Genomic DNA, 24,800 nt, shown 5'->3' with positions numbered 1-24,800 from the left:
GGGCCCGCGAAGTCCCGAAAACAGGAGCCCGGCCCGCGAAGTCCTTGACGCACGGAACCCCGGGCGCGAGGCGCGCGCCCGGGGTTCCCTGTCTCAATCCGCTAGAACCAGCCGAAGATGCGGTCCAGCAGGTCGATCAGCCAGTCGAGCACGGGGTTGCCGGTGTGCGGCTTCTCCGCCTTGACCTTGAGCGTGGTCCAGCCCACCACCCCATTGGAGGCGTTCTGCACCGAGAGCTTGTGCTGCCCGTTGCCCGCATCCTTCGGCAGAGCCAGCTTCAGCACGCCGTCGGCCGGCACCTGAACCCAGCCACCGCTGATGTTCTGCGGCTTTGAGTACAGCCAGACCGACACCCACTCGCCGGCGTGCTGCTTGCCGACGGTGACGAGGACGGCCTCGCCGGGACGGTAGGTGTCCTTGTCGACGGTGACCTTGTCCTCGAGCGCCTTCGTGAGCGCCGACTCCTTGGCCGCCTTCGGGTCGGTCCCCGGCTTCGGGTTCGAGGGAGCGTCCGCCACGGTGAGCGGGACGCGGACCGTCGTGCCGGAGTCGGGAGCGGTCAGCACCAGGGTGCTGGCGCCGGCCGCATTCGCCGGGACGGTGAAGGCGACGGTCGCGTTGCCCGCGGCATCCACCGGCACCGAGCCGAGCGTGGCCGAGCCGTTCCAGGAGAGTGTCAGCGTGGTGTTCGCCGGGCTGCCCAGCGAGGTCAGGTTCAGCTTGGACACCTGGAGGGTGACCTGCTGACCGCGCTGCAGGGTGCCAGTGGGCACTCCGCTGACACCGACGCCGCGCTTCTCGAAGCTCGGGGACAGGGGGCTGTTCTTCTGGATGTAGCTGATCCACGCATCCCGGTCGATCAGACCCGAGTCCTTGGTGTTGGACCCGGCGGCGAAGGCCCGGAAGTTGTCACCGCCCTGGAGGAGGAACGAGAACGAGCCGATGCGGTACGACTTCGCCGGGTCGATCGGCTGACCGTTCACGGTGATGCTCGTGATGCGGTCGCCCTCTGGCCGGGTGGCGTCGTACGTGTAGCTGACGTTCTTCGACAGTCCCAGGTTCAGGAACGGCCGGCTCGGCACGGTGCCGTCGGCGTTCCGCTGCCACTGCTGCTCGAGCGCCTGCTTGAACTGCGCCCCGGTGAGGGATGTGGTCCACAGGTTGTTCACGAACGGCAGCACCGCGTTGGCCTGGGCGTAGGTGACGGAGCCGTCCGTGCCGTAGAGCAGCTCGGCGCGGAGTCCGCCCGGGTTGACCACGCCGATCTCGGCGCCGCCCAGCTCCTGCGAGGAGAGGGACGACAGCAGCGAGTCCGCGACCAGGTTGCCGAGGGTGGATTCGCTCATCCGGTCATCGCGCGCACCGTTGAGGTAGGCCGTGGTGATGTCCTTCGTCACCGAGCCGACCTTCTGGTTGCCGATCACCGCGGCATCGGCGAGCGCCTTGTCGACGATCGTCTTGACGGCAGCGACCCGCGGGTACGCAGCGACGAGGGCGTCGTCGGCGTCGGTCGTCCGGGCGACGTTGCGGGCGGTGTACGCGGTGACCGTGTCGGTCTCCGGGTCCACCGTCAGTTTCACCTGTCCGATGTTCTCGCCGTAACTGCCGGTCTGGAGGATCGGGCGCGTCTTGCCCGCGACTCCGGGCACCGGGCCGTCCCACGCGTACTGCTTGTGGGTGTGGCCGGTGAAGATCGCCGCGACCTTGGCGCTCGTCTTGGTGACGATGTCGGCGAACGCGCCGCCCGCAGCGACCTCCTGCTCCAGCGTGGCGCCTTCCGGCGTGCCGAAGCCGGCGCCCTCGTGGTATTCCGCGATCAGCACGTCGGCCTCGCCGTTGGCGGGGTCGCCGTCGGTGAGCTCACCGGCGACGCGGTTGACCGCCTCCACCGGGTCGCCGAAGTCGAGCGACGAGACGCCACCCGGCGAAACCAGCGTCGGCGTCTCCTGGGTGACCGCTCCGATGACGCCGACTGTCAGGCCGTCCACCGTGAATGTCGCGTACTGCGGCAGCGCGGGCGTCTTCGTGCCCTTCTCGTAGACGTTCGCGCCGAGGTAGGAGAAGTCAGCCGCATCCTTCACCCGTCCGGTGAGGTCGGCGTAGCCCTTGTCGAACTCGTGGTTGCCCACCGCGCTCGTCTTGAGCTCGAGGGCGTTCAGCACGTCGATCGTCGGGATGTCGCCCGCCGTCGCCGAGGCGAACAGCGAGGCGCCGATGTTGTCGCCGCTGGAGAGGAACAGCGAGTTCGCGTCGCCGCCCTCCGCGCGCAGCTTCTCGATCGTCCCCGCGAACTTCACCGTGTTGGCGTCGATCCTGCCGTGGAAGTCGTTGATGTTCAGCAGGTTGAGCGTCACCGGCTTGGCCGCAAGGCCCAGGCCCACCACGATGGGGTCGTGGTCGCTCGACCGGTACTGGTCGGGCGCGTAGAGGTTCGTGACGTTGTAGTTGTAGCGGCTGTACTCCAGCGCCACCGACTCGCCCGAGTTGATGTTCCAGACATCCGCGCCGGTGATCGCCGCGTTCAACGACGGCGAGGCGAGCACGTGGTCGAGCGATCCGACCGTTCCGCCGAAGGAGTAGGTCGCCTTCGTCGTGCGCGTGCTGACCTGGTCGACGTAGCCCGCGTCGGTCAGGACCTTGATCGGGTCCTCCTGCAGGTAGGCGTTGAAGTCACCGATGAGGAGGACCTTGTCGGTCTTCAGCGCGGCCTTCCGCTCGTCCGCGAACGCGACCAGAGCGTGCGCCTGCTTGACGCGCGAGGCGTTGGATGCGCCCTGCCCGTCGCCCTGGTCGGCGTCTTCACCAGAGCCGGAGCCCTTCGACTTGAAGTGGTTGACGATCGCGAGGAACGCCGAGGTGTCCTTCGCTCCGACCTTCTTGAAGGCCTGCGCGAGCGGCTGCCGGGCGTTCGAGAACGCCGGGTCGTCGAGGATCTTCGCGTCGCCGACCGGGACCGCGTTCGCCTTCTTGTAGATGAAGGCCGTGCGGATGACGTCCTCGGTCGCCGGAAGCGCCGACGGGGACTTCACGTACGCCCACACCTCGGAGCCGGCCGCGGCGTTCAGCGCTCCGACCAGGGTCGCAAGGGCGGAGTCGCGGTTCTCGCCGAAGCGGGCCGAGTTCTCGATCTCCTCCAGCGAGACGACGTCCGCCGTCAGGCCGTTGATGGCCGCGACGATCTTGACCTGCTGGCGCTTCAGGTTGGCGGCGTCGGCGGCGCCGCGGGCGTCGCATCCGCTGTTGACGGTGATGGGGTTGCCGTCGCGGTCGGTGTAGAAGGTGCAGCCGCTCAGCTGGTCGCCCGTCGTGGTGAAGTAGTTCAGCACGTTGAACGTGGCGAGGCGGAGGTCGCCTCCGACGTTCTCGGGGGCCGCGGTGCGGGTGTTGGTGAACGTGACCGGCTGCACCGTTGCGGCGTTCGCCGGGGTGAGCTCAGCGGTGGGCTGGAACTTCCACGTGTTGTTGCGGTAGTCGAGGACGACCGGCTTGGTGAACGCGACCGGCTCGCCGACCCGGACCGGGTTGCTCAGCGACAGGTACGGCAAGGGCTTCGATTTGTTCGCAGCGCTCAGGAAGTTGGTCGAGGCACCGTCGTCGAGCGTGACCGCGCGGGCGGCGTTGTCGGCGACCACCGCGGCGTACTCGGGCGAACCGGGACGCGCGGCCTCGGTCGGCTGGATGAGCGGCTTGTCGCCGGCGGCGAGGGCGATCTCGCCGTACTGGTTGGAGGCGTAGACGTCGGTGACGGTGAACGCGCCCTGCGGTGCCAGCAGCATCCCCTCGAGGCTCTCGCGCTGGGCTGCGGTGGCCGGGAGGCCGACCGTTGCCGGTGCCGGGGCGGTGACGGTGGAGGCGTCGAGCTTGGTCACTCCGGTCGCCGTGATCTCGGTGAGACCGGCGAACTCGCTGACTGCGCCGGTCACCTTCACGTAGTCGCCGACGGCGACCGTTCCCGTGAAGGACGAGCCGTACACGAAGACCGCGTCGGACGCCGTGTGCGACGCGAGGTCGACGGCGCCACCTGTGCCCGGGGTCTGGATGTAGAAGCCGTTGAAGCCGCCGGTCGCGTACTGCGCGGTGACGATTCCGGCCGTGGTGACCGTGGTGCCGGCCTTCGGGCTGGCGTCCCCCGTGCCCTGGATTTCGGCGATCGGTGTGGTGGTTCCGTCACCCGGCGTTCCCGGGTCGCCCGTCCCGGGGTCGCCGGGGGCCGATGCGGCGTTCTGCGGGGTGATCGTGGCGCTGAGCGTGAAGTCTGCGCTGTTGTCGTCGCTGTCGGCGAAGTTCGTGCGCACGAGCGACTTGACGTCGGTGTTGCCGGTCGGCGCCGTGGCCTTCGCCTTCTCGAACGTGTTGGAGGTGCCGTAGCCGAGGAGGTCGGCGACATTCGGGTTCCCGGTGACCGAGCCGGCCGGGAGGGTGAGCGCGGACGAGCTCTTCGCGAGGATCAGCGTCCCCGTCGTTCCGCTCGGGTTCAGGGCGTTGCTCGCGACATCCGGCGCCGGCAGCGCCTGCCCGTTGGTGCCGTTGGAGCCGCCACCGACCAGGTAGTAGCCCTTGGCGCCGATCGATCCGGTCAGCGGGACGACGCCCGTCGAGGCGCTCGTGCCGGTGGCCGGCCGGTACTGGATGCTCCAGCCGGCGAGGCTGACCGCACTGTCGCCCGGGTTGTAGAGCTCGACGAATTTGTTCGTGAAGGCCGCACCGGCGCTTCCGCCGGAGAGGTAGGCCTCGTTGATGACGACACCGGTGCCGTCCGTGCTGGCGTACGCGGGGGTCGCGACGAGCGCACCGGCAGCGAGGCCGGCTCCCGCGATGGCGGCGGCAGCGACGCGCGCCAGCCTGCCGAATCTGATTGACATTGTTCTCCTCGGTCGGTGAGGTGCGGGATGAGTCCGCGCTCACGCTAGAGACGGCATGGAACGGGACTGTTTCTCGTGTGTGAACGTACAGAAAACTCGTTGTGGGGTAGACCGCTCATTTGAGCACCGCCCGGGGGATATTCGGAATGCGCCATGATGAGAGGCATGCGGATCGACGAGATCGCCCACTTCCGGGCCCTGGCCGCGGAGGGCCATCCCGCCCTCGCCGCCGAGACCCTCGGCGTCTCCCAGTCGACGCTGACCCGCTCCCTCGCCCGCCTGGAGCAGGAGATGGGCGTCGAGCTCTTCGACCGCCGCCGCGGGCACCTCGAGCTGAACCAGTACGGCGAGATCCTGCTGGCCCATGCCGTGCGCGCTGAGTCGGAACTGGAGAACGCACGCGCCCGCATCGATGCGCTGCGCGACCCGTCCGGCGGGACCGTCTCGCTCGCGTACGTCTCCTCCTTCGGCGGCTGGCTCATCCCCCGGGTGATCAGCGAGTACCGCGGACTGTTCCCCGACATCCGCTTCGTGCTGAACGGCGGGACGGCGGACACGGTGCTCGACGCGCTCCGCGACGGCGCGGCCGACCTCGCCTTCCTCAGCCCCGACCCGCGGGATCCGGAGATCGACTGGCAGCCGCTGACCGCCGAGCGGCTCGTGCTCGGGGTGCCGGAGGGCCATCCCCTCGCCGGCCGGGATGCGGTGAGCGTGCCGGACCTCGAACCGTACGACCTGGTCGCCCTGCGCACGGGATCGGGCCTGCGGCACATCGCCGACGCCTACTTCGCCGCGCACGGCGTCGTCATGAACCCGGTGATCGAGGTGACCGAGCTGTCGACCCTGCGCGGGCTGGTGCGCGACGGCGTCGGAGCAGCGCTCATCCCGGACACCCCCGCCGAGCCGGGCATCGTCGCCGTGCCGCTGCGCGACGAGGCCACCCGCATCATCGGGCTGGCCCGCAACCGCACGCGCTCGCAGTCCGCCGCGGCCGAGCAGTTCGCCCGCTTCGTGCACGAGGAGCTCGACTCGCTGCGGTGAGGATCGGGCGGGCGGCCGGGTTCAGCGGGCGGTATTCTCCGACCGCTGTGCGAGGAACTCGTCGCGCTCGTCGGCCTGCACAGCGGTCATTGTGCGGAGCTCCTCGTCGAATTCGAGGATGACGTCGGTCGCCGCGCGGACATTCTCGTCGGTGGAGTCGACGACCTTCTGGAACTTGGATCGAAAGTCGGGATGGTAGGTGAGCCCCTGACTGTCGGCCACTGCGTAGAACGCCTCCAGCATCTTCGTCGTCTCCGACCGGTAGAAGCTGAGGTGCTCCTCCGCCTCCTCGATGCGGCGACGTGCCGCCGACGTCGCTTCGTCCTGAGCGGCCTCGAGGGCACCGAGCGTGGAGTAGGCCGCCATCAGATGCTCTCGATTCCTTGCGAGTATCCGCTGTGGGAGGTGAGCTCGGCGATGCCGTCCTTCACCTTGTGGGCGACCGCGCCGGAGAGGATGCCCTCGCTGACGTCTGCGGCCAGGACGGAGGAGATCTGGCGGGCGGCTTCGCTCACCGTCTTCAGTTGTTCCGCTCTGATGGAGGCGTAGCGCTGGGTGACGTCCGGCGGGAAGACGGAATCGAGAAGGTTCACGCGCGCGCGACGGATCTCGGCATCCAACGCGTCACGGGTGGCGTCGGGCTTCGCCTTCTGAGAGAGGATGTCGGCGATCGGGTTGCGGTCGGAGTTGTAGTCGGCCACGGTCGTCCTTTCTGGGGAGTGTGCTTCTAGTGACCAGCGAATTCCGCTGCGGCGCGGACGTCCTGCGCCAGGGTGTTGACGACGGCATTGTTGATGCCGTCCTCCAGCGCGGTCACCAGCGTCAGGTGGCGATCCACGAGCGTGTTCACGGACGCCACCGCGTCGCGGTCCAGGTTCTCGTGCACTGACAGCTGATGCGTCACGACACTGTTCTCGATATCGAACTCGGTCATCGTCGGGTGAATCGAGATGTAGAGATTCTTCGCATCACGCAGGGCCTTCTCCATCTCGGACTCGACGCCGCCGTTCGCGGTCTTGATCGTCTTCAGCTGCTCGGACAGGCCGCCGATCTTCTTCGCCAACTCCAGCGCCGGCTCCATCGCCACGAGCACCTTCGGATACGGCGAGTCCTTCTGAACGCTCCACACCGCCTGAGCGGCCGAAGTCTGGCCCAGGTTGTAGAGGATGACCCCGAAATCGACCGGCTTGCACCCGGCGCCGATGATCTCGCCGCCGGGGCCGAACCGGAACGCCTGCGGCTTTCCCGCGTTGTCCTTGCCGATGTTGTGATAGCCGAGAAGGGAGCCGTCGGGATCGTCGTAGACGAAGATGCCCGCGCCCGTCTGGTTCCCGAGAGCGTTCCCGACCGTGTCGAAGCGGTTCACGTAGTTCTTCAGCGGGTTCGTTCCCGCCGCCTTCTGCGCCTTCAGCCACTCCTTCGCCTTCGGCGACAGCACCCGCCACGGGTCGGGGCCGTTGAACGACGTCGACGGCCACCGATTCTCGGCCGCGACCAGCAGGGCGAGAAAGCCGCCCAGCGAGTGCCCCACCGTCGTGAAGGCAGCCTCCGGGTGCTCCTTGTGCACGAGCTCCTTCACCTTCGCGGCGAACACTTTCGCATCCTCGGCCTGGGCGGTCTGGGTCCCGGCCACCACTCCGGCGTCGGTGGCGACATCGTGAGCATCGGCGAAGTTCGTACCGGCGAACGCGATGGAGACCTGCGAATAGTCCTCGACGCCATTCACGATGGGAACAACGGCCATGCCCTGGAAACCGTCCTCCACGTTTGCGGAGACGTTGATGACTCTCCACTTCTGCTTCCCGAGATCGTCGTCCGTATGAAACTCTTCCCCGGCACGAAGTGGCGGTTTCTGAGCCAGCGGGTCCACTTTGTAAGCCCATCGGGAAATCGACTCGAAGTCCTCTTCAGTCGTCATTCCAGAACCTCCGAGGTCCCATCGCTGTAATTGACCGTGACCGGCGTGGATACGAACGAGGTCGGAGGCGTCGGAAGCGGCTGACCTCCAGTAGCCCAGGGGCCGAGGATTTCTTGGTACTCCTTGCCATCGATGGTCACGATCGCGTTGGTTGTCCACTCACCTGATCCGTCGATAGCTCCCTCTCTAGTGAAGGTGATTTCCTCGACGTTCGGCCATCTGCTCTTAAACTTCAAAGCCGTCGTTCGCTGATAGTCCAAGTTCTCCTGTGGTGTCGTCTTCTGCTGCAAGGCATCTCCTATCAATGAACATCCACTGAGCCCGGCGAGCAGCGCAGCGATCATGGCGACGATCAGCGCAAGACGTGCCCCGTTTTTTGTCTTTCCGTAACGTAGGAAGTGCCGCCCGGTGCCATCGACTGCGTTCACCCGAGTACCTCCGACGTGCCGTCGCTGTACTTCACAGTGACGGCCTGCGGTGAGAACGAATCTGGCGGACCCGGTAGGTCGTCGCCTACTGTCTCCCAGGGCCCGATGATTTCGGCATATGTCTTGCCCTCAATGGTGACGATGGCGTTGGTGGACCACTCCCCCGATCCGTCGATGCTGCCCTCCCGGGTGAACTCGATGATCTCCACAGTCGGCCAGTTGCTGATGAACTTCTGAGCCGAAATCCGCTGATTTTCCAAGTTCTCCGTCAACGTCCTCTTCTGCGCCAGCGCATCTGTGATGTAGGTGCAGCCGCTGATCCCGGCCAGTACCAGCGCGCTGACGCCGACGGCCACCGCCACACGTCGCAGTCGTCCCATCGCCTTTCCTCACCCGGAAGCATCCGACGTACCAGTACCAATACAAGTTCCGATGACCCTAGCCGATCCGGCGTATCCACCACCGATTGCGGCCAGTAACGGACGCCGCCCCCTCGACTTCCCGGTGGGCCACGCAGGACACGCCGCGTCACGTAAGACGCACAGGGGTCTCACATGCGGTTGACTATGCCCGCCCGATAACCCAGAACACGTGTCTTGGAAAGGACTCCTCGTGACGTCTCCGCAATACCCGACCGCCCCCGCCGCTTCGCCCAACGGCGAAGCCCCGCTGTGGGCTCCGCTCTACGGCGCCTCTCTCGGGCAGGCCGTCCAGCGCTTCTTCAGGAAGTATGCGGACTTCACCGGCCGCGCCAGCCGCAGTGAGTACTGGTGGTGGGCTCTTGTCTCGATCGTCGTCGCCATCGTGCTCGAAGTCATCGCGCTGACGCTCGGCACCGCAGGTGCGACCTCCAACGGCGACGGCACCTCGACGCCCGGCCCGCTGTTCTGGCTGCCCGCCCTGCTGATCATCGTCTGGGGTCTGGGCACCGTCGTCCCGCACCTCGCCCTGACCTGGCGCCGGCTGCACGACGCGAACTTCGCCGGCCCGTTCTTCTTCCTCGGCTTCATCCCGTTCGTCGGCAGCATCATCGTGCTCGTGCTGACGATCCTGCCCTCGAAGCCCGAGGGCGCACGCTTCGACCGCCCCCGCGCTTAGCGGGAGCCGGGCCGGCTCCTCAGCAGGAGTCGGCCCACAGTCGGCGCGGCCGCTCGGGGTCGGTGTCGTCCAGCAGGACGGATGCGACCTCGCGCGGCGCGCCCAGCGGATCCTTTTGCCCGGTGGTCACGAACGACCAGTCCGGGCTCCGCTCCGGGTCGTGCTCGACCCAGAGCGAGAAGTTCCAGAATCCACGGAAGTCCGCGCCGAGGAGTCCCGGACCGTCCACCACGAGGACGCCGTCACGCGAGCGGAACGGCGTCACCACCTCCGCGCGGAAAGCATCGGGCGTCGTCCCGGCATCCACGCTCGCGCGCTCAGCGGTCTGCCCCGCGTCGCGCAGAGCCACCGCGAAGAGTTCGGCCACGCGGGCCGGATCGGCCTGAGGGACGCCGGTGACCGCGACGAAGCGGGGCCCGCGCGTGTAGTGCTGCAGGAACTCGGCCGCGAGCCCGGCGTAGAAGTCCCGGGTCTGTGCCTCCACGCTCGCCGCATCCACCTTCGATGCATCCACCTTGCTGGCGTCGGTCATCCTGAAGTCCCTTCCTTCGTCCCCACCAGAGTGAACGCTACGCGCCCGGTTCGGATTCCGGCATCCTCCCCTGAGCGTTCGCTGCGACCCCCTCCACCTCTTCCCTCTCGCGATATATCGTGTCACCATCGACTGTCACCAGGTGGGAGGAACAGTTTCATGCATGACACGCGCGAAGAAGACCTGCGGCCCCCGGATGCCGTCCCCGAGCTGCCAGAAGAGCAGGCTGTCGGCATGGTCGCCGTCTCGGCCGAACGCGAGGCCGAACTCGAGACCCGGGCGCGCGATTTCATCCGCGAGCTCGCAGCCGCGGAACCCGGAAGCGACGCGTTCACACGGAAGATCACGGGATTCTCGCACCTCGGCGACGCCGAGATGCGCGCCTCCAGCGACGCCTCCCGGCAGCTGCTCAGCCGGCCCGCGTCCTCCCTCGCCGCCGCGCGCGGCAAGGCCGTGCGGTCCGACCCGCAGTACGGCGTCATCCGCACGTTGCAAGACCTCCGGGCGACGGTCACCGATTTCGACCCGCAGCACCTGACCGGCCACAACCGGATGCTGGCGCGCCTTCCCGGCGGCCGGCGCCTCCGGCAGTACGTGCAGCGTTTCGAGTCGGCCCAGAAGCAGCTCGACGGCATCGTGGCCGCCCTGGACCACGGCCAGGAGTGGCTCGGGCGCGACAACGTCGAGATCGAGAAGGAGCGGGCGTCGCTCTGGAAGACCACCGAACGGCTGAACGAGTACGTCGTGCTCACTGCCGCCCTCGACCGCGCGACGGTGGATGCCGCCGCCGACTTGCGCATGACCGATCCCGAGCGCGCGACGCTGCTCGAGAAGGAGGCGCTGTTCCCCATCCGGCAGAGGCGCCAGGACCTCACGGCACAGATCGCCGTCTCCGTGCAGGCGTACCTCGCGCTCGATGTGATCAAGAAGAACAACGTCGAGCTGATCAAGGGCGTCGAGCGGGCGAAGACGACGACGGTGTCGGCCCTGCGGACGGCGGTCGTCGTGGCGCAGGCGCTGGAGAACCAGCGACTCGTGATCGACCAGCTGGCCTCCCTGCACCAGAGCACGAACGCCCTCATCGGCCGCACCGGCGAGGTGCTGCGGACGCAGACCGAGCAGGTCCAGAAGGAGCAGACGTCCTCCGCGGTGGATGTCGAGGTGCTGCAGCGCGCGTTCGACAACGTCTTCGCGACGATGGACAGCATTGACACCTATCGCACGGGCGCTATCGCGAGCATGGCGAAGACGGTGGACGCCCTCGACCAGCAGGTCGCCCGGTCCCGCGACTACCTGAAGCGCTCCCGCCCGAGCGAGCAGGGATCCTAGGCTGAACCCATGGCGCAGTCACGACTCTTCGGCATGAGTTTCGCCTCCATCTACCCGCTCTACGTCGCGAAGGTGGAGCGGAAGGGTCAGAGCCGCGATGACCTGGACACCGTCATCTGCTGGCTCACCGGCTACGACCGTGCGGGGCTGGATGCGGCGATCGCCGACGGCAGGGACCTCACGTCGTTCTTCGCCTCCGCCCCGCGGATGAACCCGGACGCGTCGCTGATCACCGGCATGATCTGCGGCATCCGGGTCGAAGAGATCGACGATCCCCTGCTGCAGCAGATCCGCTACATGGACAAGCTGGTGGACGAGGTCGCGCGCGGAAAGAAGATGTCGTCCATCCTGCGTGGCGGCGAGCCGGCCCGGTCTTCGCGGAGCTGATCAGGTCGCCTGTAGCCATCGACGACTGCGACGATTAGCCTCAGCACAACGCAGCCCCGCAGCCCCAACGGGACGGCAGCGACGGGACGGCAGCGACAGGGTGGGAGGACATCGTGGACGACCTTCGCGGATCAGCAGCAGACCGCCTCACGCAGCTCGACGAGATCACGGCGAGCGGTGAGGCCTCGAACGAATGGCTTGCGCGTCACCTGCGGTCGACGCTGCAGGAGCTGGCCGAGGTGGAACCCGTGGTCGACGCCGAACAGGACCGCCGCGAGGACTACTGAACCCATCCCGTTCAGGCGCGCGCCACGCCCGCGATGTGGGTGTTGAACGGGAGGAACGGCGTGTGGATGCGGTAGTGCTCTACCTCCACGTCGGCGAAACCGGCTGACCGCACGGCACCTTCGAGGTCGCGTTCGCAAGAGCACCCTTCGAACGTCCACGCCCACGGCTGGCGGAGCATCCGCTGGCTCGCGCGGGTCGGGGTCCCGCTCGGCGCGACCACGTGCTCGACGAAGCGGAATGTGCCGCCGGGACGCAGGATGCGGCGGACCTCCGCCAGCGCGGCATCCACGTCGCCCACTGAGCACAGCACCAGCGAGGAGATGACCGCGTCGACGCTCTGATCGGGCAGTCCCGTGTGTTCGGCCAGGCGCTCCCGGAGGTCGAGGGCGATCCCCCACTCAGCGGCGGCGGCGCCCAACCGGTCGTGCATGTAGCGGTTGGGCTCGATCCCGACCAGGGTCGTGCCGGCCGGCAGATACGGGAGATTGGCGCCGACTCCCGGCCCGAGCTCGACGACCGTGCCGGCGAGCCCGGCGAAGACCCGCTCCTTGCGTGGCCGCATGGCGGAGTCGAGGTACGGGCCCATCGCGGCGAAGAACGCCGCGTTGAACCGACCGCGTCCGCGGTGGAGTTCGAAGCCGGTCGCTGCCGGATCGCCGATGGTCGTGCTGCTCATGTCCGACTCTGCCTGGTGTGTCATGCGACCACTCTGTCGCGCGGCCGGCGGCCGGTCAGGCGTGGAACTACCCCACTTCGCCGCGTCCCGGCGGCTCCTCCCGGCCCGCGTACCAGGCCGCGATCTGCGCGCGCGAGCGGAATCCGAGGCGAAGCCGGATGCGCTCCACGTGCCCCTCGGCCGACCGCTCGTCGATGCCGAGCCGCTCCGCGATCTCCCGGTTGGTGCGCCCGGCGCTGACGAGCTCGGCGACCTCCCGCTGGCGCGGGGTCAGCCTCCCTGGCCCTGTCCGTGCGACACGCAGCCCCAGGAACCGCCGGATCATCGCCGACAGCTCGTGCACATCACCCGCCCACGGCAGATGCGAGCGCCCGGGGAGCACGACCAGCTGCGCGCCCTCGATCCCCTCGGCGAGCGCGGCGGCCTGCACCAGAGGGGCCGCGCGGTCGTCGGCCCGGTGCACGACGAGCGTCGGGATGCGCACCTGCGGCAGGAGGTCGGCGATGTCGAGCTGGTAGCTGAGCCCGAGTAACGCCTGCGCGGTAGCGGCATCGGAGGACGCCCGCTGGTAGCGCCCGAACGCGGACCGCGCGGCGGCCGGCGCATCGGGCGCGAAGATGTCGGTGAGCACGTCGGATCCGAGCCCCCAGTGCGACCCGACCAGAGCGAGCACGTGCTCGCGCGCGTCGGGCGGCGAAACCTTCTCCCCCGACACCCAGCCGCCGTAGACCACCAGCCGGCGCACGGTCTCGGGATGGGCGGCCGCCCACGCGACGGCGACCAGAGCTCCGAGCGACGTGCCGATCAGGTCGACCGGTCTGTCGCCGGCCGACGCGATGACGGCGGCGAGCTGCTCCAGCTCGTACTCGAGCGAGGGCGGACGTCGGAGTGGGCCGGAGAGGCCGCATCCCGCACGGTCGTAGCGGACCAGGCGGCATCCCTCGGCCAGGCTCTCGTAGAACGCGCGCTCTTCGGGAAGCTGCCAGCCGAGCTCGAGGTGGCTGAGCCATCCCGAGACGTAGACCACCGGCCGGCCCTCGCCGACGGACGCGACGGCGAGCTCGGTGCCGTCGGCGGTGGTGACCCTGGTCAGGTGCTGCTGCACGGCTCCATTGTTGCGCGCGGCCGGTGCGGGCGGCCCGGTCGGCTTAGCGGAGCGCCTCCGGCACACCCGCCGCGAGTTCGGCGAACACGTCGCTCGCGTCGTCGAACCGTGACAGGCCGGCGCTCTGCCCCATCCACAGCGACAGCAGTTCGGCGCGCCCGTCCTGCGCGGCCCTGCGGCGGAAGACGCCGGTGAGGATGTTCTGCAGCGGGAAGGATGCGGAGCCACCGCGCTCCTCGATCGCCCGCACCGCGTGGTTGGGCAGGCCGCGCGCGGCCCGGCCGCTCATCGCCCGGGTGAGCACCGTCTCGTGCGCTTCCGCTGCGCGGATGCGGTCGCGATGCACCGCCGGCGCGACCGATTGCCGCGTCGCAAGGAACGCAGAGCCGACCTGGACTCCGGCGGCTCCGAGCGCGAACGCGGCCGCGACCCCGCGTCGGTCGGCGATGCCGCCCGCGGCGATCACCGGAACATCCACGGCATCCACGACTTGAGGGATGAGCGACAGACCGCCGACGAGACTCGCCTCCGGGGTGCTGAGGAAGGAGGGACGGTGCCCCGCGGCCTCCATGCCGGACGCGACGATCGCATCCACACCGCCGGCCTCCAGCGCCCGCGCCTCCGGAACGGTCGTCGTCGTACCGATCACGAGGATGCCGCGGCTGTGCGCGTCCTCGACGACCTCCGACGGAGGCACGCCGAAGATGACGCTGAGCACCGCGGGCTCGGCAGCGAGCGCCGCCTCCAGCTGCTCCGAGAAATCGGGCAGCGGGGCGACGGGCCACTGCGGCGGCTCCACACCCGCTTCGGCGAAGAGGTCGGCGAGGCCCGCGATCGCGCTGTCGAACTCGGCGCGGTCGAAGCCGGCGCGATCGACGCCGGCTGGCGCGTGCTCGCCGGGTGCCCGGAACGGCAGCCAGAGGTTCAGCGCGAAGGGACGCGAGGTGAGGGCTCTCAGTTCGCTCGCGACGGCGGAGATCCGTTCGCCGCTCAGGCCGTAGAGCCCGAACGAGCCGAGCCCTCCCGCTTCGCTCACGGCCGCGGTCAGCGCGACCGACGACATCCCGCCGAAGGGGCCGAGCACGACGGGCGTCTCGATCGCCACCAGGCTGCGCAGATCCATCCAGGTGCCTCCCACCGTTCGCGGCCCTCAGTATAAGTCGGGCACCGCCAAAGGTTCCCTGCCGGTACACCTCTCATCAGGGGCTCCCTCGCGCTCGAACAGGCCGGGAGGCTGGTGTCATGTCCGCTTCGATCGCCTCCTCCCGCACGGGGAGCAGCCGCCTGCTCCCGTCGTTGCTTCTTTTGCTGACGGTCTTCGGTCCGATCTCGATGGACCTGTACCTCCCCGCCCTCCCCGCGCTGACCCGGGAGCTGGGCGCGGCGACCTCCGTCGCCCAGCTGACGGTGACCGCGTGCCTCGTCGGGCTGGCGCTCGGGCAGCTGGTCGCAGGACCCCTGTCCGACCGGTTCGGGCGACGTGGGATCCTGATGGTCGGCATCGTCGCGTACATCGTGGTCTCCGCACTCTGCGCCGCGAGCCCGGCGGTGGGCCTCCTCATCGCCGCACGGCTTGCGCAGGGACTCGCGGGCGGTGTCGGCATCGTCGTCGCACAGGCCGCGGGCCGCGACATCTACTCGGGTGGGGCCCTCATCCGGTTCTACGGACGCCTCACCGTCGTCGGCGGATTCGCCGCGATCGTCGGCCCGCTGCTCGGCGGCGCGCTCAACACGGTGGTCGACTGGCGCGGGCTGTTCATCTTCCTCGCTGTGGCCGGGGCCGCCATCCTGCTCGTCACGCTGATGCTGTTCCGCGAGACGCTGCCGGTCGGGCAGCGGGTGACCGGCGGATGGTCGCACACCCTCCGCGACTACCGGACGCTGCTCGCCGACCGGGTGTTCCTCGGCGCCGTCCTCAGCCAGGGGCTGCTCTACGCCGCACTGTTCGCCTACCTCTCCGGCGCCACGTTCGTGCTTCAGGACATCTACGGCCTGTCCCCGCAGGGCTACGCCCTCGCCTTCGGCCTGAACTCCGCGGGCTTCATGGTCTTCGGCTACCTGGGCGGGCGCGCTGCCGAGCGCTGGAGCATCTCCGGCACGCTCACCGTGGGCATCGTCGTCGCCGGCCTCGGGGGTCTGGGACTCCTCGCCTCGGGCATCACCCCGCTCCCGCTCTGGGTCGTGATCGTCTCGCTCTTCGCCCTGGCGAGCGGCGTGGCGATCTCGTCCCCGCCCGCCACGACCCTCGCACTCGCCGAGTATCCGCGCATCGCCGGGACGGCATCCTCGCTGCTCGGGATGGTGCGGTTCGGGTTCGGCGGCATCTCCGCGCCGCTCGTCGGGGTCGCCGGCGCGCTCAGCATCCTGCCGCTCGGCATCGTCACCACGGTGTCGGTCGTGCTCGCCGGCGCGGCGTTCCTCCTGCTCACACGACGCCCCTCCCCTCGGCGCGAGGACGCCGCCATACTGAGCGCATGAGCGACAGGGGAACCGGCCGGGCCACAGACGAGAGCGCGTTCGTGCGGTTCCTGAAACGGAAGTGGCTGGCGATCGTGCTGATCGCGCTGCTCGTCATCGTGGCCATCCAGAACGGGGTCGGAAACGACCAGGCGACCATCTACGTGCTCTGGACCCAGGTGCAGATGCCGACGTGGCTGCTCGTCCTGATCGTGTTCCTGATCGGCGGCATCACGGGATGGATCCTCGCGCGCAACCGCGCCGCGCGCAGAGCCCGGCGCTGAGGGCGGGCCAGCGCCGGATCAGCGCCGTTCGACCGCGGTGTCCGCTCGTCGCAGGACGCTCTCGGCGCGCCGGGCGCCGCGACGCACGCTGGTCACGAGCAGCAGCGATCGCACGCCGATCGCGACGACGGTGACGGTCACGAGCGCCACCACGAGCCAGGCGACGACCTGCCAGCCCGCGAATCCGGCGATCGACAGCCACTCGATGCCATAGCCGCCGGCCGCCGCGAGCGGGAAGGTGAACGACCAGAATCCGAGCGTGAAGGGCAGCACGCGATATCGGGTGAGAAGGGCCACCTGCTGCAGCGCCATCAGGATCAACAGCCCGAGCAGTGCGACCGAGACCACGTCGGCGCGCTCCCCGTTCATCGTGAACCATGCCGTGCCCGCGACAGCGGGCGGTGCCAGCAGGATCGCGCACGTCGGCGTCAGCGCCGCGGGCAGCGGCGGGAAGAACGCCAGCCGGGCCAGCAGGACGCTCGAGATCACGATCCAGAAGAAGATGCCGACCGCGAAGGCACCCATCGCAACGCCCGGGAGGCCGATCCGGGAGGCGGTGGTCGCGGCGATCAGACCTCCCGCGACCGTGGGAAGCAGGTAGCCGCCGTGGAACGCCTCGGGCGTGAGGCTGCCGGCGTGCCAGAACGCGAGGATCCACCCGGCGAACAGGGCGCCGACGACCATGGACGCGAGGACGAGAATCGCGCCCGCCACCGGCACGAACCGGTACAAGTCGGCGCCGATGAGCATGCCGACGACAGGCACGAGGGCGGCGATCGGCCCCTGCGCGGGATGCCGGAGCTGGTCGGCGAGAGACTCGGCGCTGCGCGCACCGCGACGGAGGTGGGCGACGATCAGCCACAGCCAGCCGACCGCCGCCACGGCCCAGAGCGCCTGACCGACCGCCTCCGGCACGCCGAGCAGACGGCCGGCGGTCGTCCAGACTCCGGCGAGCCCGGCGAGGCCGAAGGCGATGGCGAGCGTGTTGAGCGGGATGCGCTGTGCCGTGCGCTTGCGTCCGGCGACCCCGGCAGGGGTCGTTCTCGCGTCGGTCATGATCGTCTCCCTCGTTCGCTGAACGTTACTGCCCGGGCAGCCTCCTGCACCCGTGAAAGTTTCCGCCTTCCTCTAGCCTGTCTAGTTTTCGCGCCCCTACACTGACCGCATCGTCGTCCGGATGACCGGCACCGGCGGGCGTTCAGCGGCGACCCGTCAGCGAGCCGAACCGCTGAACCCCCTGGTGAATGGATGACATGATGACCGATGCTCGAAACAGTGGCGTGACCGTGGTGCTGGTGCACGGGGCGTTCGCGGACGCCGGGAGCTGGGCTCCCCTGGCCGAGATCCTTCAGAGAGAGGGCGTCGCCGTGTTGGCGCCCGCCCTGCCGCTCCGCGGCATCGCCTTCGACTCCGACTACATCCGGAGCGTCTTCTCGCAGGTCGACGGACCGCTGCTCGCGGTCGGTCACTCGTACGGCGGCGCCATCATCACCAACGCCGCGACCGGGCTCGACCAGGTGAAGGGACTCGTCTTCGTCTCCGGGTTCGCACCGGAGGAGGGGCAGACGCTCGGGGAGGTAGAGGGAACCTCGCGCGACAGCGCCCTTGCGCCCGCACTCGTGCAGAAGAACTACCCCGTCGGCGACGGCACGACTGCCGTCGAACTGTACGTCGCCGAGGCGGAGTTCCCCCGTGTGTTCGCCGCCGACCTCCCGGACGCGCTGGCGAAGGTGCTCGCCGCATCCCAGCGCCCGGTGGCCGCAGCCGCGTTCGAGGAGAAGAACGGTGTTCCGGCCTGGAAGTCGTTGCCGTCATGGGCCGTCGTCGCCACCGGCGACAAGGCCGCCGGCTCGGATGTGCTGCTGCAGCTGGCCGAGCACGCGGGCGCGCAGATCACCACCCTCGAGGGCTCGCACCTGATCATGATGTCGCAGCCGCAGCGTGTGGCCGACGTCATCCTGGAAGCGATCCGGGCGGTCGCCTGATGGCGGACGAGCAGGCGAAGCCGCACCCGCCGGACGCCCTGGCGGGCACGCTGAAACGCACCGAGGTACAGCGGCGGGAGTCCTCCATCCCGGGCCGAATCATCGTGCAGGTGCTCACCGAGATCCCCGAGGGCGTCGAATCGGGATGGCACACGCACCCGGGCGAGGAGGTCGGTTACATCGTCGCCGGCACGGTCGAGATGCGCATCCACGGATCGGACACCCTGCTGCTGCACGCCGGCAACGGCTTCCTGATCCCTCCCGACACCCCGCACAACGCCCGCGACCTCGGCCCGGGCGTCGGACACATGCTGTCGACCTACATCGTGTCGCCGGAGGCGCCGCTGGCGAGCTTCGTCGAGGCGGCCGGCTGAGCCGGATTTCACCTCTGGCGTGGCGCGCGCCCACCGAGTTACGGTGACCGTGCGCCACCGTTCCGCAGCACGTCTCCCCACATCACCCACTGTTGAGACCCGGAGGAAAGCATGGGCACCGTCACCACCTCGGATGGCACCGAGATCTACTACAAAGACTGGGGAACCGGTCAGCCGATCGTCTTCAGCCACGGCTGGCCGCTCTCGGCCGACGACTGGGACACCCAGTTGCTGTTCTTCCTGCAGCACGGGTACCGCGTCGTCGCTGCGGACCGTCGCGGCCACGGCCGCTCCACCCAGACCAGCGACGGCCACGACATGGACCACTACGCCGCCGACCTGCGCGCCGTGGTCGAAGAGCTCGACCTGCACGACGCCATCCACGTCGGGCACTCCACCGGTGGAGGCGAGGTCGCGCACTACATCGGCACCTACGGCGAAGACCGCGTGGCCCGCGCCGTGCTGATCAGCGCCGTACCTCCGATCATGGTGCAGACCGACAGCAACCCGGGAGGCCTCCCGAAGAGCGTCTTCGACGACCTGCAGGCGCAACTGGCGAAGAACCGGTCGGAGTTCTACCGCGCCCTCCCGACGGGTCCGTTCTACGGATACAACCGACCCGGCGCGGAGCCGTCGGAGGCCATCATCCAGAACTGGTGGAGGCAGGGCATGATGGGCGGCGCGAAGGCGCACTACGACGGGATCGTCGCCTTCTCGCAGACCGACTTCACCGAAGACCTGAAGAAGATCTCGGTCCCGGTCCTGGTGATGCACGGCGAGGACGACCAGATCGTCCCCTACGCCGACTCCGGCCCGCTCTCGGCGAAGCTCGTGCAGAACGGCACGCTCAAGTCGTACCCGGGCTTCCCGCACGGTATGCCGACCACCCAGGCGGACACGATCAATGCCGACCTGCTGGAGTGGCTCCAGTCGTAGGGAGGGGCTCATGTCCTCACGTTCGCGGCGGGCGGCGACGGGGATCGTCGCCGTCCTCGCCGCGGCGATCACGGCCACAGGCGTCGCATCCACGGGCAAGAAGACACCCGGGGAGCGGATGACGCCGGTCGGCGCGATCGCCCGCGGCGCAGCGGCCGGCGTCGTCGGCACGCTCGCGTTCGACCTGTGGCTCTATCTGCAGTACCGGAGGGGTCGCGGGAAGGAGGCGTTCCCGGACTGGGAGTTCTCCGCCGATGTGACCGGCTGGGACAACGCCCCGGCACCCGCGCAGGTCGGGCGGCGGATCGTCGGCGGCCTGTTCGAGACAGAACTGCCGGACGAACGCGCCGCCTCCATGAACAACGTCGCCCACTGGGTCTACGGCCTGTCCGGCGCCGTGGCGTACGGGGTGATCGCCGGCTCCCTGCGGCGTCCCCGGACGGGCTACGGCCTCCTGCTCGGAGTGGGGATGTGGCTCTCCGGCTACGTGATCCTGCCCCCGCTGGGCCTGTACAAGCCCATCACCGAGTACGACGCGAAGACCCTCGGAAAGGACCTGGCGGCGCACCTCGTCTACGGGACGACGACCGCGGCCGTGTTCTCGTCGCTGCGCCCGCGCAGGCGCTAGTCGGTCGACCGGCCCAGCCGCCTACGCGCAGCTTGACCTGCTCGTCGCTTGTCGTGATACTTAGGCACATGCCTAAGTATCACGACGAGCTCGACGCCGTGCTCCGCGCCCTCGCGGATCCGACGCGCCGCGCCGTCGTCGAACGGCTGGCGAAGTCCCCCGCGGTCGTCTCCGAGCTCGCCGCCCCCTTCTCGATGGCGCTGCCGTCGCTGCTGCAGCACCTGCAGGTGCTCGAGAACGCGGGAGTGGTCACCTCCGAGAAGCACGGTCGCGTCCGCACCGTCAGCCTGCGACCCGGCGCCCTCGACATCCTGCACCTGTGGCTCGGCGAGCAGCGCACGCCCGCCGAGCACGACGCCGACCGACTGGGCATCCACCTGGCCCGCACCACCACGAAGGAGACCTGAAATGACCCGCGTCCGCCTCGATATGTTCGTCTCACTGGACGGCTACACCGCCTCCGACCCGGAACCCGACAACCCGATGGGAGCGGACTGGGGGCGTCTGACCGCCGCCTACGCGAAGACCCGCACGTTCCACGAGCGCGTCTTCGGCGACACGAGCGGCGCCGGAACCACCGGCGTCGACGACGCCTACGCCGCAGGGTTCTTCGAGGGCGTCGGCGCCGAGATCATGGGGGCCGGGATGTTCGGCCTGCACACGTATCCCGACGACCCCGACTGGAAGGGCTGGTGGGGCGACCGGCCTCCGTTCGGAACTCCGGTGTACGTCCTCACCGGCACCGCACCGCGCCCGTCCATCCCGATGGAGGGAGGGACGACGTTCCACTTCCGCAGCGGCTCCATCGAGGACGTCCTCGCGGAGGCGACCGCCGCCGCGGACGGTCAGGACGTACGGATCGGTGGCGGGGTCGGCACCGCTCGCGAGTTCCTGCGCGCCGGGCTCGTCGACGAGCTGCACTTGCAAGTCGCGCCGATCATCCTCGGCCGGGGCACGCGGCTGTGGGACGGCCTGCCCGGCCTCGACCTCACCCACGAGGTGACGTCGCAGGTGGCCGAGAGCGGCACCATCCACGTCACGTTCAGCCGGAAGGAGCGCGCATGAGCGTCGAACGCCGCCTCGCCCGCGCCGGATTCACCCTGACCCGCGACTACCCGGCACCGATCGAGCGCGTCTGGGATGCGTTCGCCGACGAGAGTCAGAAGCTCTCCTGGTGGGGAGCCGGCGACGCCATCGAGCCGCGGGAGTGGGCGTTCGACTTCCGAGTCGGCGGGCGCGATGTCGCGGAGGGGAAGTTCCACGACGGACCGGTGTCACGCTACGAGGCCACGTATACCGACATCGTCACGAACGTGCGCATCGTCACGACGTACGACATGTGGATCGACGGGGACCACATGTCCACGTCCGTGGCGTCGCTCGAGTTCGAAACGATCGAGGAGGGCACCCGGTTCACCCACGTGGAGCACGGCGTGTTCTTCGACCGGTTCTGGGCCGACGGACCGGGACGCGAGCGGGGCACCGCAGGCCTCCTCGACGCGCTGGGCCGCTACCTCGGAGCTGGTGCGGTTCTCAGTTGACGCGAGCGCGGGGTCACGGCTGGTGCGTGATCGTCAGCTCCGGCGCGCTGAAGGGGAACGGGAAGACGACCGTGCCTCCGGAGGTGAGCGCGCTCATCGGCACGAGCATCATCCACACCAGGCCGATGACGCCGCAGACGAGCGCGATGATCACGATGGCGGTGGCCGCGCGATCCAGGATGCGGAGCGCATCCGCCACCGTCGACGACCGTCGGGCGATCCTGCCGATCGCCACGAACAAGATGACCCCGAACGCGGCGTACACGATCCAGCTCGGCCGGAGGACGAGATTGGCGCACGTGGTCTGGACCGCTTCACCCGTGCCGACCTCGCCGCCGGCGTTGGAGCAGCTCCCGGCGCTCCCTGTGCTGAGGATCGTGTAGACCACGGCCGCGATCGCCGTCGTGATCAGCACCCGCCGCAGCCGGATAAGGATGGGTCCAGCCGGCAGAGCCGAAAGCTCGCCGGTCTCGACCGATGTCTCCCCTATCGTCGGCATTGCGCCCCCTAGCGTCCTCGACTGCAACGACCCTATCGAGGCGGGGTGCCGTGCATCCAGAGGGTGCTCCGACCCGTAACGTGTTCCTATGCCTCCGACGTTCACCATCCGGCGCGCCGACTTCCGCTCCTCCGCGCTCCACGACTTCGTGCAGTCGCACCTGGACGACCTGGAGCCGACGGCTCCCGCCGAGAGCAGGCACGCCCTCGGCGCCGAGTCGCTGCAGTCCCCCGGGGTCCGGCTGTGGGTCGCGAACGACGGACCGGCGATCGTCGGCATGGCCGCCCTCGCCGAACTCGGGGAACCCGGCCACGAAGAGCTCAAGAGCATGCGCACGGACCCAGCCCGGCGCGGCGAAGGCATCGCCGCATCCCTGCTCGCCTTCGTGCTCGACGACGCCCGCTCACGCGGAATCGAGCGGGTGTCGCTGGAGACCGGGACGATGGACTTCTTCGCGCCGGCCCGTCGCCTCTACGCCCGCGCCGGCTTCACGCCCTGTCCCCCGTACGGCTCGTACATCGAGGATCCCAACAGCGCGTTCATGACGCTACTCCTGAGCGACGCCCCACGCTGAGGCCGCACTCGAAGCCCTCAACGAAAGAGCGAGAGCGCCCTGACCACCCGGCTCCGCCACCGGATCCCCGCACCGGTCGCCGGAACCAGGAAGTGGGATGCGGCCGACGCGCCCCGTTGCGTCCGGCGGACTCGCGGGCGGTGAGCCCGTTCGTACGCGTCGAATGCCGCCCCGTGATCGCCGGGATGCGAGCGGAGGGCATCCGCGAGGGTCTTCCCCGCGATGATGGCGTTGCTGGAGCCCTCGCCGAAGACGGACAGGCAGCTCGCCGCGTCCCCGACAAGTGCTATCCGTCCGCGACTCCAGGAGTGCGTGGCGATTCGGGTGACGGCGTCGAAATAGATGTCCTCCGCCGATCGCCAGGTGTCGAGGAACTCGGCCGTCCGCCATCCCGAGCGGGCGTACGTGTTCTCGACGAGTCTCCGCCCGGCTTCGGGATCGCGGTGGTCGTAATCGGCGCCGCTGCGGAAGATGAAGGCGACCCCGGGGTCGCCGCCGGCCGGGTGGACCGCCACCACCCGGTTGGGCTCGTTGTAGAGCAGCACCCGGCGGGGGTCCTGGATGTCGATCGGCGTGCGCATCGTGGCGATGAACATCCCGAACGGCCGCGCATATCTGTGCTCCGGGCCGAACGCGATTCGTCGCACTGCGGAGTGCAGACCATCGGCGCCGAACACGAGGTCGAATCGCTCAGCGCCGGCGCGTTCGAACTCGGCCGTCACGCCGTGCCGGTCTTCTGCGAGGGCGGTGATCGAATCGCCCTTCACCACTCGGGTTTCGGCCGTTGCCGCCTCTGCCAGCGCTGAGGCCAGCTCCGCGCGAGGGACCTCGAAACTGCGCCCGGTGGTCGCCGCCGTCGCCGATCGGGTGCGGATGACCGCCGTGGCATTCCCCCGACGATTCACGAAGGCCGCCTGATCCACACCGGTGTCCGCGGAGCGGAGGCGCCCGACGATCCCCATCGCCCGCACGACCTCCACTGCAGGCCCGCGCACGTCGACCGGGCTGCCGCTCGAGCGGTCGGTGTCGGCCTTTTCGACAAGCGTCACCTCCCACTCGTCGCGCGCCAACCAGAAGGCGAGGGTCGCGCCCGCGACCCCCGCCCCGCTGATCAATGCCCGCTTGGTCAGGCGGCCGCCCCCAGCGCCTTGGCCTTCAGCGTGGCGAACTCCGCGGGGGTGATCGCCCCGCTGTCGAGGAGTTGCTTACCCGATTCGATCTCGGCCGACGGCGAACTGCTGCCCGCCACGGAGCGGATGTACTGGTCGGTGTTCGATTGCGCCTGCGCCGATCCGGCAGCCGCCCTCTGAGCCATGCGCCCACCACGCGCGATCAAGTAGATGAATGCCGCGAGGAACGGCACGAACACGAGGAACAGCACCCACAGCGCTTTCATCCAGCCGTTGAGCTCCGGGTCACGGAAGACGTCGATGATGACCCTGATGAAGATCGAGATGCACACGACGACGATGTAGAACCAGAAGGACCAGACGATGAAATCCCAGAAAGTCATGACAACTCCATTCACTTCGCGAAAGCGGCCATCCACCTCGCGTGGCCTGAAGCTACTTCCTGGATGCGGTCTGCGGTAACCCCCTACTTATCCCGGCCTGCACGGTCGAGTTCTCGGAGCCCGATGGCGGCCGCGTCCGGCGTTTCTCCGGATCAGATTCGTTGACCCCTTGCACCGATGGCGAGTCGGGGGGAGCATCCCCGTTTGTTGAAGCACTCGTGCGTGCGGTGGGAAACCGGGATGAGGCCCGCTGCGCGGAGCGATCGGGGAGACCCGAGCCTGACTCCGGCGACCATGACGGTCTGAGCAGCCTCTGATGATTCCGGGCAGCCCTGCCCAGCTCTC

General features: G+C 69.0%; 29 protein-coding genes. 15 read left to right on the top strand and 14 right to left on the bottom strand.

Annotated features, from left to right (window positions below):
• Window positions 1-101: 101 nt before the first annotated feature.
• Entirely contained in the window at window positions 102-4,862 is a 4,761-nt protein-coding gene (locus AB4Z18_RS03275; RefSeq protein ID WP_441781273.1) for an ExeM/NucH family extracellular endonuclease, read from the bottom strand.
• A 165-nt stretch (window positions 4,863-5,027) separates the two neighbouring features.
• Here AB4Z18_RS03275 and AB4Z18_RS03270 point away from each other — a divergent pair, with 165 nt between their 5' ends.
• Entirely contained in the window at window positions 5,028-5,903 is an 876-nt protein-coding gene (locus tag AB4Z18_RS03270; RefSeq protein WP_441781272.1) for a LysR substrate-binding domain-containing protein, read from the top strand.
• 21 nt (window positions 5,904-5,924) lie between these two features.
• Here AB4Z18_RS03270 and AB4Z18_RS03265 read toward each other — a convergent pair whose 3' ends face one another.
• The 5 genes from AB4Z18_RS03265 to AB4Z18_RS03245 form a co-directional block, all read right to left on the bottom strand.
• Window positions 5,925-6,269, bottom strand: a complete 345-nt coding sequence (locus AB4Z18_RS03265) for a hypothetical protein (RefSeq protein ID WP_441781271.1) — start codon at window positions 6,267-6,269, stop codon at window positions 5,925-5,927.
• A complete protein-coding gene (locus tag AB4Z18_RS03260; protein ID WP_441781270.1) occupies window positions 6,269-6,604 on the bottom strand; it encodes a hypothetical protein in 336 nt (111 codons plus the stop codon). Before AB4Z18_RS03260 ends, AB4Z18_RS03265 begins: the two co-directional genes overlap by 1 nt.
• Before the next feature lie 26 nt (window positions 6,605-6,630).
• A complete protein-coding gene (locus AB4Z18_RS03255) occupies window positions 6,631-7,668 on the bottom strand; it encodes a DUF6792 domain-containing protein (protein WP_441782965.1) in 1,038 nt (345 codons plus the stop codon).
• Window positions 7,669-7,817: 149 nt separating this feature from the next.
• Window positions 7,818-8,249 carry a hypothetical protein gene (locus AB4Z18_RS03250; RefSeq protein WP_441781269.1) on the bottom strand — a complete coding sequence of 144 codons (432 nt, stop codon included), beginning with the start codon at window positions 8,247-8,249 and terminating at the stop codon, window positions 7,818-7,820.
• Complete coding sequence (locus AB4Z18_RS03245; protein ID WP_441781268.1) at window positions 8,246-8,629, bottom strand: hypothetical protein; 384 nt, start codon at window positions 8,627-8,629, stop codon at window positions 8,246-8,248. Before AB4Z18_RS03245 ends, AB4Z18_RS03250 begins: the two co-directional genes overlap by 4 nt.
• 232 nt (window positions 8,630-8,861) lie before the next feature.
• On the opposite strand from AB4Z18_RS03245, the gene AB4Z18_RS03240 reads away from it, so the two are divergent.
• Window positions 8,862-9,347, top strand: coding sequence for a DUF805 domain-containing protein (locus AB4Z18_RS03240; protein WP_441781267.1), 486 nt, complete (start codon window positions 8,862-8,864; stop codon window positions 9,345-9,347).
• Window positions 9,348-9,366: 19 nt separating this feature from the next.
• On the opposite strand, the gene AB4Z18_RS03235 is transcribed toward AB4Z18_RS03240, so the two are convergent.
• Complete coding sequence (locus AB4Z18_RS03235) at window positions 9,367-9,879, bottom strand: hypothetical protein (RefSeq protein WP_441781266.1); 513 nt, start codon at window positions 9,877-9,879, stop codon at window positions 9,367-9,369.
• Between the two features lie 159 nt (window positions 9,880-10,038).
• Here AB4Z18_RS03235 and AB4Z18_RS03230 point away from each other — a divergent pair, with 159 nt between their 5' ends.
• The 3 genes from AB4Z18_RS03230 to AB4Z18_RS03220 all read left to right on the top strand — a co-directional run bounded on the left by AB4Z18_RS03230 (window position 10,039) and on the right by AB4Z18_RS03220 (window position 11,882).
• The gene (locus AB4Z18_RS03230) at window positions 10,039-11,208 is read left to right on the top strand and encodes a toxic anion resistance protein (protein WP_441781265.1); all 1,170 of its coding nucleotides are present in this window, start codon (window positions 10,039-10,041) and stop codon (window positions 11,206-11,208) included.
• 9 nt (window positions 11,209-11,217) lie between these two features.
• Entirely contained in the window at window positions 11,218-11,595 is a 378-nt protein-coding gene (locus AB4Z18_RS03225) for a DUF2200 domain-containing protein (protein ID WP_441781264.1), read from the top strand.
• 113 nt (window positions 11,596-11,708) lie between these two features.
• Window positions 11,709-11,882, top strand: coding sequence for a hypothetical protein (locus tag AB4Z18_RS03220; protein WP_441781263.1), 174 nt, complete (start codon window positions 11,709-11,711; stop codon window positions 11,880-11,882).
• Window positions 11,883-11,893: 11 nt separating this feature from the next.
• Here AB4Z18_RS03220 and AB4Z18_RS03215 read toward each other — a convergent pair whose 3' ends face one another.
• From AB4Z18_RS03215 to AB4Z18_RS03205, 3 genes are read right to left on the bottom strand one after another with little or no spacing between them, the layout of a single operon-like run.
• Complete coding sequence (locus AB4Z18_RS03215; protein WP_441781262.1) at window positions 11,894-12,583, bottom strand: methyltransferase domain-containing protein; 690 nt, start codon at window positions 12,581-12,583, stop codon at window positions 11,894-11,896.
• Between the two features lie 43 nt (window positions 12,584-12,626).
• Window positions 12,627-13,664: an alpha/beta fold hydrolase gene (locus AB4Z18_RS03210; protein ID WP_441781261.1), complete on the bottom strand. Its 1,038-nt coding sequence runs from the start codon at window positions 13,662-13,664 to the stop codon at window positions 12,627-12,629.
• Window positions 13,665-13,707: 43 nt separating this feature from the next.
• Complete coding sequence (locus AB4Z18_RS03205) at window positions 13,708-14,787, bottom strand: NAD(P)H-dependent flavin oxidoreductase (RefSeq protein WP_441781260.1); 1,080 nt, start codon at window positions 14,785-14,787, stop codon at window positions 13,708-13,710.
• Window positions 14,788-14,906: 119 nt separating this feature from the next.
• Here AB4Z18_RS03205 and AB4Z18_RS03200 point away from each other — a divergent pair, with 119 nt between their 5' ends.
• Window positions 14,907-16,142, top strand: coding sequence for a multidrug effflux MFS transporter (locus AB4Z18_RS03200; protein ID WP_441781259.1), 1,236 nt, complete (start codon window positions 14,907-14,909; stop codon window positions 16,140-16,142).
• Window positions 16,139-16,405, top strand: coding sequence for a LapA family protein (locus AB4Z18_RS03195; RefSeq protein WP_441781258.1), 267 nt, complete (start codon window positions 16,139-16,141; stop codon window positions 16,403-16,405). The genes AB4Z18_RS03200 and AB4Z18_RS03195 overlap by 4 nt, the downstream gene beginning before the upstream one ends.
• Window positions 16,406-16,423: 18 nt before the next feature.
• Here AB4Z18_RS03195 and AB4Z18_RS03190 read toward each other — a convergent pair whose 3' ends face one another.
• Window positions 16,424-17,461 carry a transporter gene (locus tag AB4Z18_RS03190; RefSeq protein ID WP_441781257.1) on the bottom strand — a complete coding sequence of 346 codons (1,038 nt, stop codon included), beginning with the start codon at window positions 17,459-17,461 and terminating at the stop codon, window positions 16,424-16,426.
• 200 nt (window positions 17,462-17,661) lie between these two features.
• On the opposite strand from AB4Z18_RS03190, the gene AB4Z18_RS03185 reads away from it, so the two are divergent.
• The 7 genes from AB4Z18_RS03185 to AB4Z18_RS03155 all read left to right on the top strand — a co-directional run bounded on the left by AB4Z18_RS03185 (window position 17,662) and on the right by AB4Z18_RS03155 (window position 21,869).
• Window positions 17,662-18,390 carry an alpha/beta fold hydrolase gene (locus AB4Z18_RS03185; protein WP_441781256.1) on the top strand — a complete coding sequence of 243 codons (729 nt, stop codon included), beginning with the start codon at window positions 17,662-17,664 and terminating at the stop codon, window positions 18,388-18,390.
• The gene (locus AB4Z18_RS03180; protein WP_441781255.1) at window positions 18,390-18,764 is read left to right on the top strand and encodes a cupin domain-containing protein; all 375 of its coding nucleotides are present in this window, start codon (window positions 18,390-18,392) and stop codon (window positions 18,762-18,764) included. Before AB4Z18_RS03185 ends, AB4Z18_RS03180 begins: the two co-directional genes overlap by 1 nt.
• Before the next feature lie 111 nt (window positions 18,765-18,875).
• A complete protein-coding gene (locus AB4Z18_RS03175; RefSeq protein WP_441781254.1) occupies window positions 18,876-19,700 on the top strand; it encodes an alpha/beta fold hydrolase in 825 nt (274 codons plus the stop codon).
• A gap of 10 nt (window positions 19,701-19,710) precedes the next feature.
• Window positions 19,711-20,328, top strand: coding sequence for a hypothetical protein (locus AB4Z18_RS03170; protein ID WP_441781253.1), 618 nt, complete (start codon window positions 19,711-19,713; stop codon window positions 20,326-20,328).
• A gap of 68 nt (window positions 20,329-20,396) precedes the next feature.
• A complete protein-coding gene (locus AB4Z18_RS03165; RefSeq protein ID WP_441781252.1) occupies window positions 20,397-20,735 on the top strand; it encodes an ArsR/SmtB family transcription factor in 339 nt (112 codons plus the stop codon).
• Between the two features lies 1 nt (window position 20,736).
• Window positions 20,737-21,393 carry a dihydrofolate reductase family protein gene (locus AB4Z18_RS03160; RefSeq protein WP_441781251.1) on the top strand — a complete coding sequence of 219 codons (657 nt, stop codon included), beginning with the start codon at window positions 20,737-20,739 and terminating at the stop codon, window positions 21,391-21,393.
• Window positions 21,390-21,869 (top strand): SRPBCC domain-containing protein, encoded by a 480-nt coding sequence (locus AB4Z18_RS03155; protein ID WP_441781250.1) that lies wholly within the window; start codon window positions 21,390-21,392, stop codon window positions 21,867-21,869. Before AB4Z18_RS03160 ends, AB4Z18_RS03155 begins: the two co-directional genes overlap by 4 nt.
• A gap of 13 nt (window positions 21,870-21,882) precedes the next feature.
• On the opposite strand, the gene AB4Z18_RS03150 is transcribed toward AB4Z18_RS03155, so the two are convergent.
• Complete coding sequence (locus AB4Z18_RS03150) at window positions 21,883-22,368, bottom strand: hypothetical protein (protein WP_441781249.1); 486 nt, start codon at window positions 22,366-22,368, stop codon at window positions 21,883-21,885.
• Between the two features lie 88 nt (window positions 22,369-22,456).
• On the opposite strand from AB4Z18_RS03150, the gene AB4Z18_RS03145 reads away from it, so the two are divergent.
• Window positions 22,457-22,942, top strand: coding sequence for a GNAT family N-acetyltransferase (locus AB4Z18_RS03145; RefSeq protein WP_441781248.1), 486 nt, complete (start codon window positions 22,457-22,459; stop codon window positions 22,940-22,942).
• 17 nt (window positions 22,943-22,959) lie between these two features.
• On the opposite strand, the gene AB4Z18_RS03140 is transcribed toward AB4Z18_RS03145, so the two are convergent.
• Together AB4Z18_RS03140 and AB4Z18_RS03135 are read right to left on the bottom strand one after the other, a co-directional pair.
• Window positions 22,960-24,057, bottom strand: coding sequence for an FAD-dependent monooxygenase (locus tag AB4Z18_RS03140; RefSeq protein ID WP_441781247.1), 1,098 nt, complete (start codon window positions 24,055-24,057; stop codon window positions 22,960-22,962).
• 11 nt (window positions 24,058-24,068) lie between these two features.
• Window positions 24,069-24,455 (bottom strand): hypothetical protein, encoded by a 387-nt coding sequence (locus AB4Z18_RS03135; protein ID WP_441781246.1) that lies wholly within the window; start codon window positions 24,453-24,455, stop codon window positions 24,069-24,071.
• Window positions 24,456-24,800 lie beyond the last annotated feature (345 nt).

Origin of the sequence: Leifsonia sp. 2TAF2 (assembly GCF_052115085.1) — a bacterium.
Lineage (GTDB): Bacteria > Actinomycetota > Actinomycetes > Actinomycetales > Microbacteriaceae > Leifsonia.
Note: the sequence above shows the minus strand (reverse complement) of the source record. Positions and strands in the feature narration are given on the sequence as shown.

Bases quoted from the DNA above. Each gene is read 5' to 3' on its own strand.
- AB4Z18_RS03275 (WP_441781273.1), bottom strand. From the start codon at position 4,862: ATGTCAATCAGATTCGGCAGGCTGGCGCGCGTCGCTGCCGCCGCCATC.
- AB4Z18_RS03270 (WP_441781272.1), top strand. From the start codon at position 5,028: ATGCGGATCGACGAGATCGCCCACTTCCGGGCCCTGGCCGCGGAGGGC.
- AB4Z18_RS03265 (WP_441781271.1), bottom strand. From the start codon at position 6,269: ATGGCGGCCTACTCCACGCTCGGTGCCCTCGAGGCCGCTCAGGACGAA.
- AB4Z18_RS03245 (WP_441781268.1), bottom strand. From the start codon at position 8,629: ATGGGACGACTGCGACGTGTGGCGGTGGCCGTCGGCGTCAGCGCGCTG.
- AB4Z18_RS03235 (WP_441781266.1), bottom strand. From the start codon at position 9,879: ATGACCGACGCCAGCAAGGTGGATGCATCGAAGGTGGATGCGGCGAGC.
- AB4Z18_RS03230 (WP_441781265.1), top strand. From the start codon at position 10,039: ATGCATGACACGCGCGAAGAAGACCTGCGGCCCCCGGATGCCGTCCCC.
- AB4Z18_RS03225 (WP_441781264.1), top strand. From the start codon at position 11,218: ATGGCGCAGTCACGACTCTTCGGCATGAGTTTCGCCTCCATCTACCCG.
- AB4Z18_RS03215 (WP_441781262.1), bottom strand. From the start codon at position 12,583: ATGACACACCAGGCAGAGTCGGACATGAGCAGCACGACCATCGGCGAT.
- AB4Z18_RS03205 (WP_441781260.1), bottom strand. From the start codon at position 14,787: ATGGATCTGCGCAGCCTGGTGGCGATCGAGACGCCCGTCGTGCTCGGC.
- AB4Z18_RS03200 (WP_441781259.1), top strand. From the start codon at position 14,907: ATGTCCGCTTCGATCGCCTCCTCCCGCACGGGGAGCAGCCGCCTGCTC.
- AB4Z18_RS03195 (WP_441781258.1), top strand. From the start codon at position 16,139: ATGAGCGACAGGGGAACCGGCCGGGCCACAGACGAGAGCGCGTTCGTG.
- AB4Z18_RS03190 (WP_441781257.1), bottom strand. From the start codon at position 17,461: ATGACCGACGCGAGAACGACCCCTGCCGGGGTCGCCGGACGCAAGCGC.
- AB4Z18_RS03185 (WP_441781256.1), top strand. From the start codon at position 17,662: ATGACCGATGCTCGAAACAGTGGCGTGACCGTGGTGCTGGTGCACGGG.
- AB4Z18_RS03180 (WP_441781255.1), top strand. From the start codon at position 18,390: ATGGCGGACGAGCAGGCGAAGCCGCACCCGCCGGACGCCCTGGCGGGC.
- AB4Z18_RS03175 (WP_441781254.1), top strand. From the start codon at position 18,876: ATGGGCACCGTCACCACCTCGGATGGCACCGAGATCTACTACAAAGAC.
- AB4Z18_RS03170 (WP_441781253.1), top strand. From the start codon at position 19,711: ATGTCCTCACGTTCGCGGCGGGCGGCGACGGGGATCGTCGCCGTCCTC.
- AB4Z18_RS03165 (WP_441781252.1), top strand. From the start codon at position 20,397: ATGCCTAAGTATCACGACGAGCTCGACGCCGTGCTCCGCGCCCTCGCG.
- AB4Z18_RS03160 (WP_441781251.1), top strand. From the start codon at position 20,737: ATGACCCGCGTCCGCCTCGATATGTTCGTCTCACTGGACGGCTACACC.
- AB4Z18_RS03155 (WP_441781250.1), top strand. From the start codon at position 21,390: ATGAGCGTCGAACGCCGCCTCGCCCGCGCCGGATTCACCCTGACCCGC.
- AB4Z18_RS03150 (WP_441781249.1), bottom strand. From the start codon at position 22,368: ATGCCGACGATAGGGGAGACATCGGTCGAGACCGGCGAGCTTTCGGCT.
- AB4Z18_RS03145 (WP_441781248.1), top strand. From the start codon at position 22,457: ATGCCTCCGACGTTCACCATCCGGCGCGCCGACTTCCGCTCCTCCGCG.
- AB4Z18_RS03135 (WP_441781246.1), bottom strand. From the start codon at position 24,455: ATGACTTTCTGGGATTTCATCGTCTGGTCCTTCTGGTTCTACATCGTC.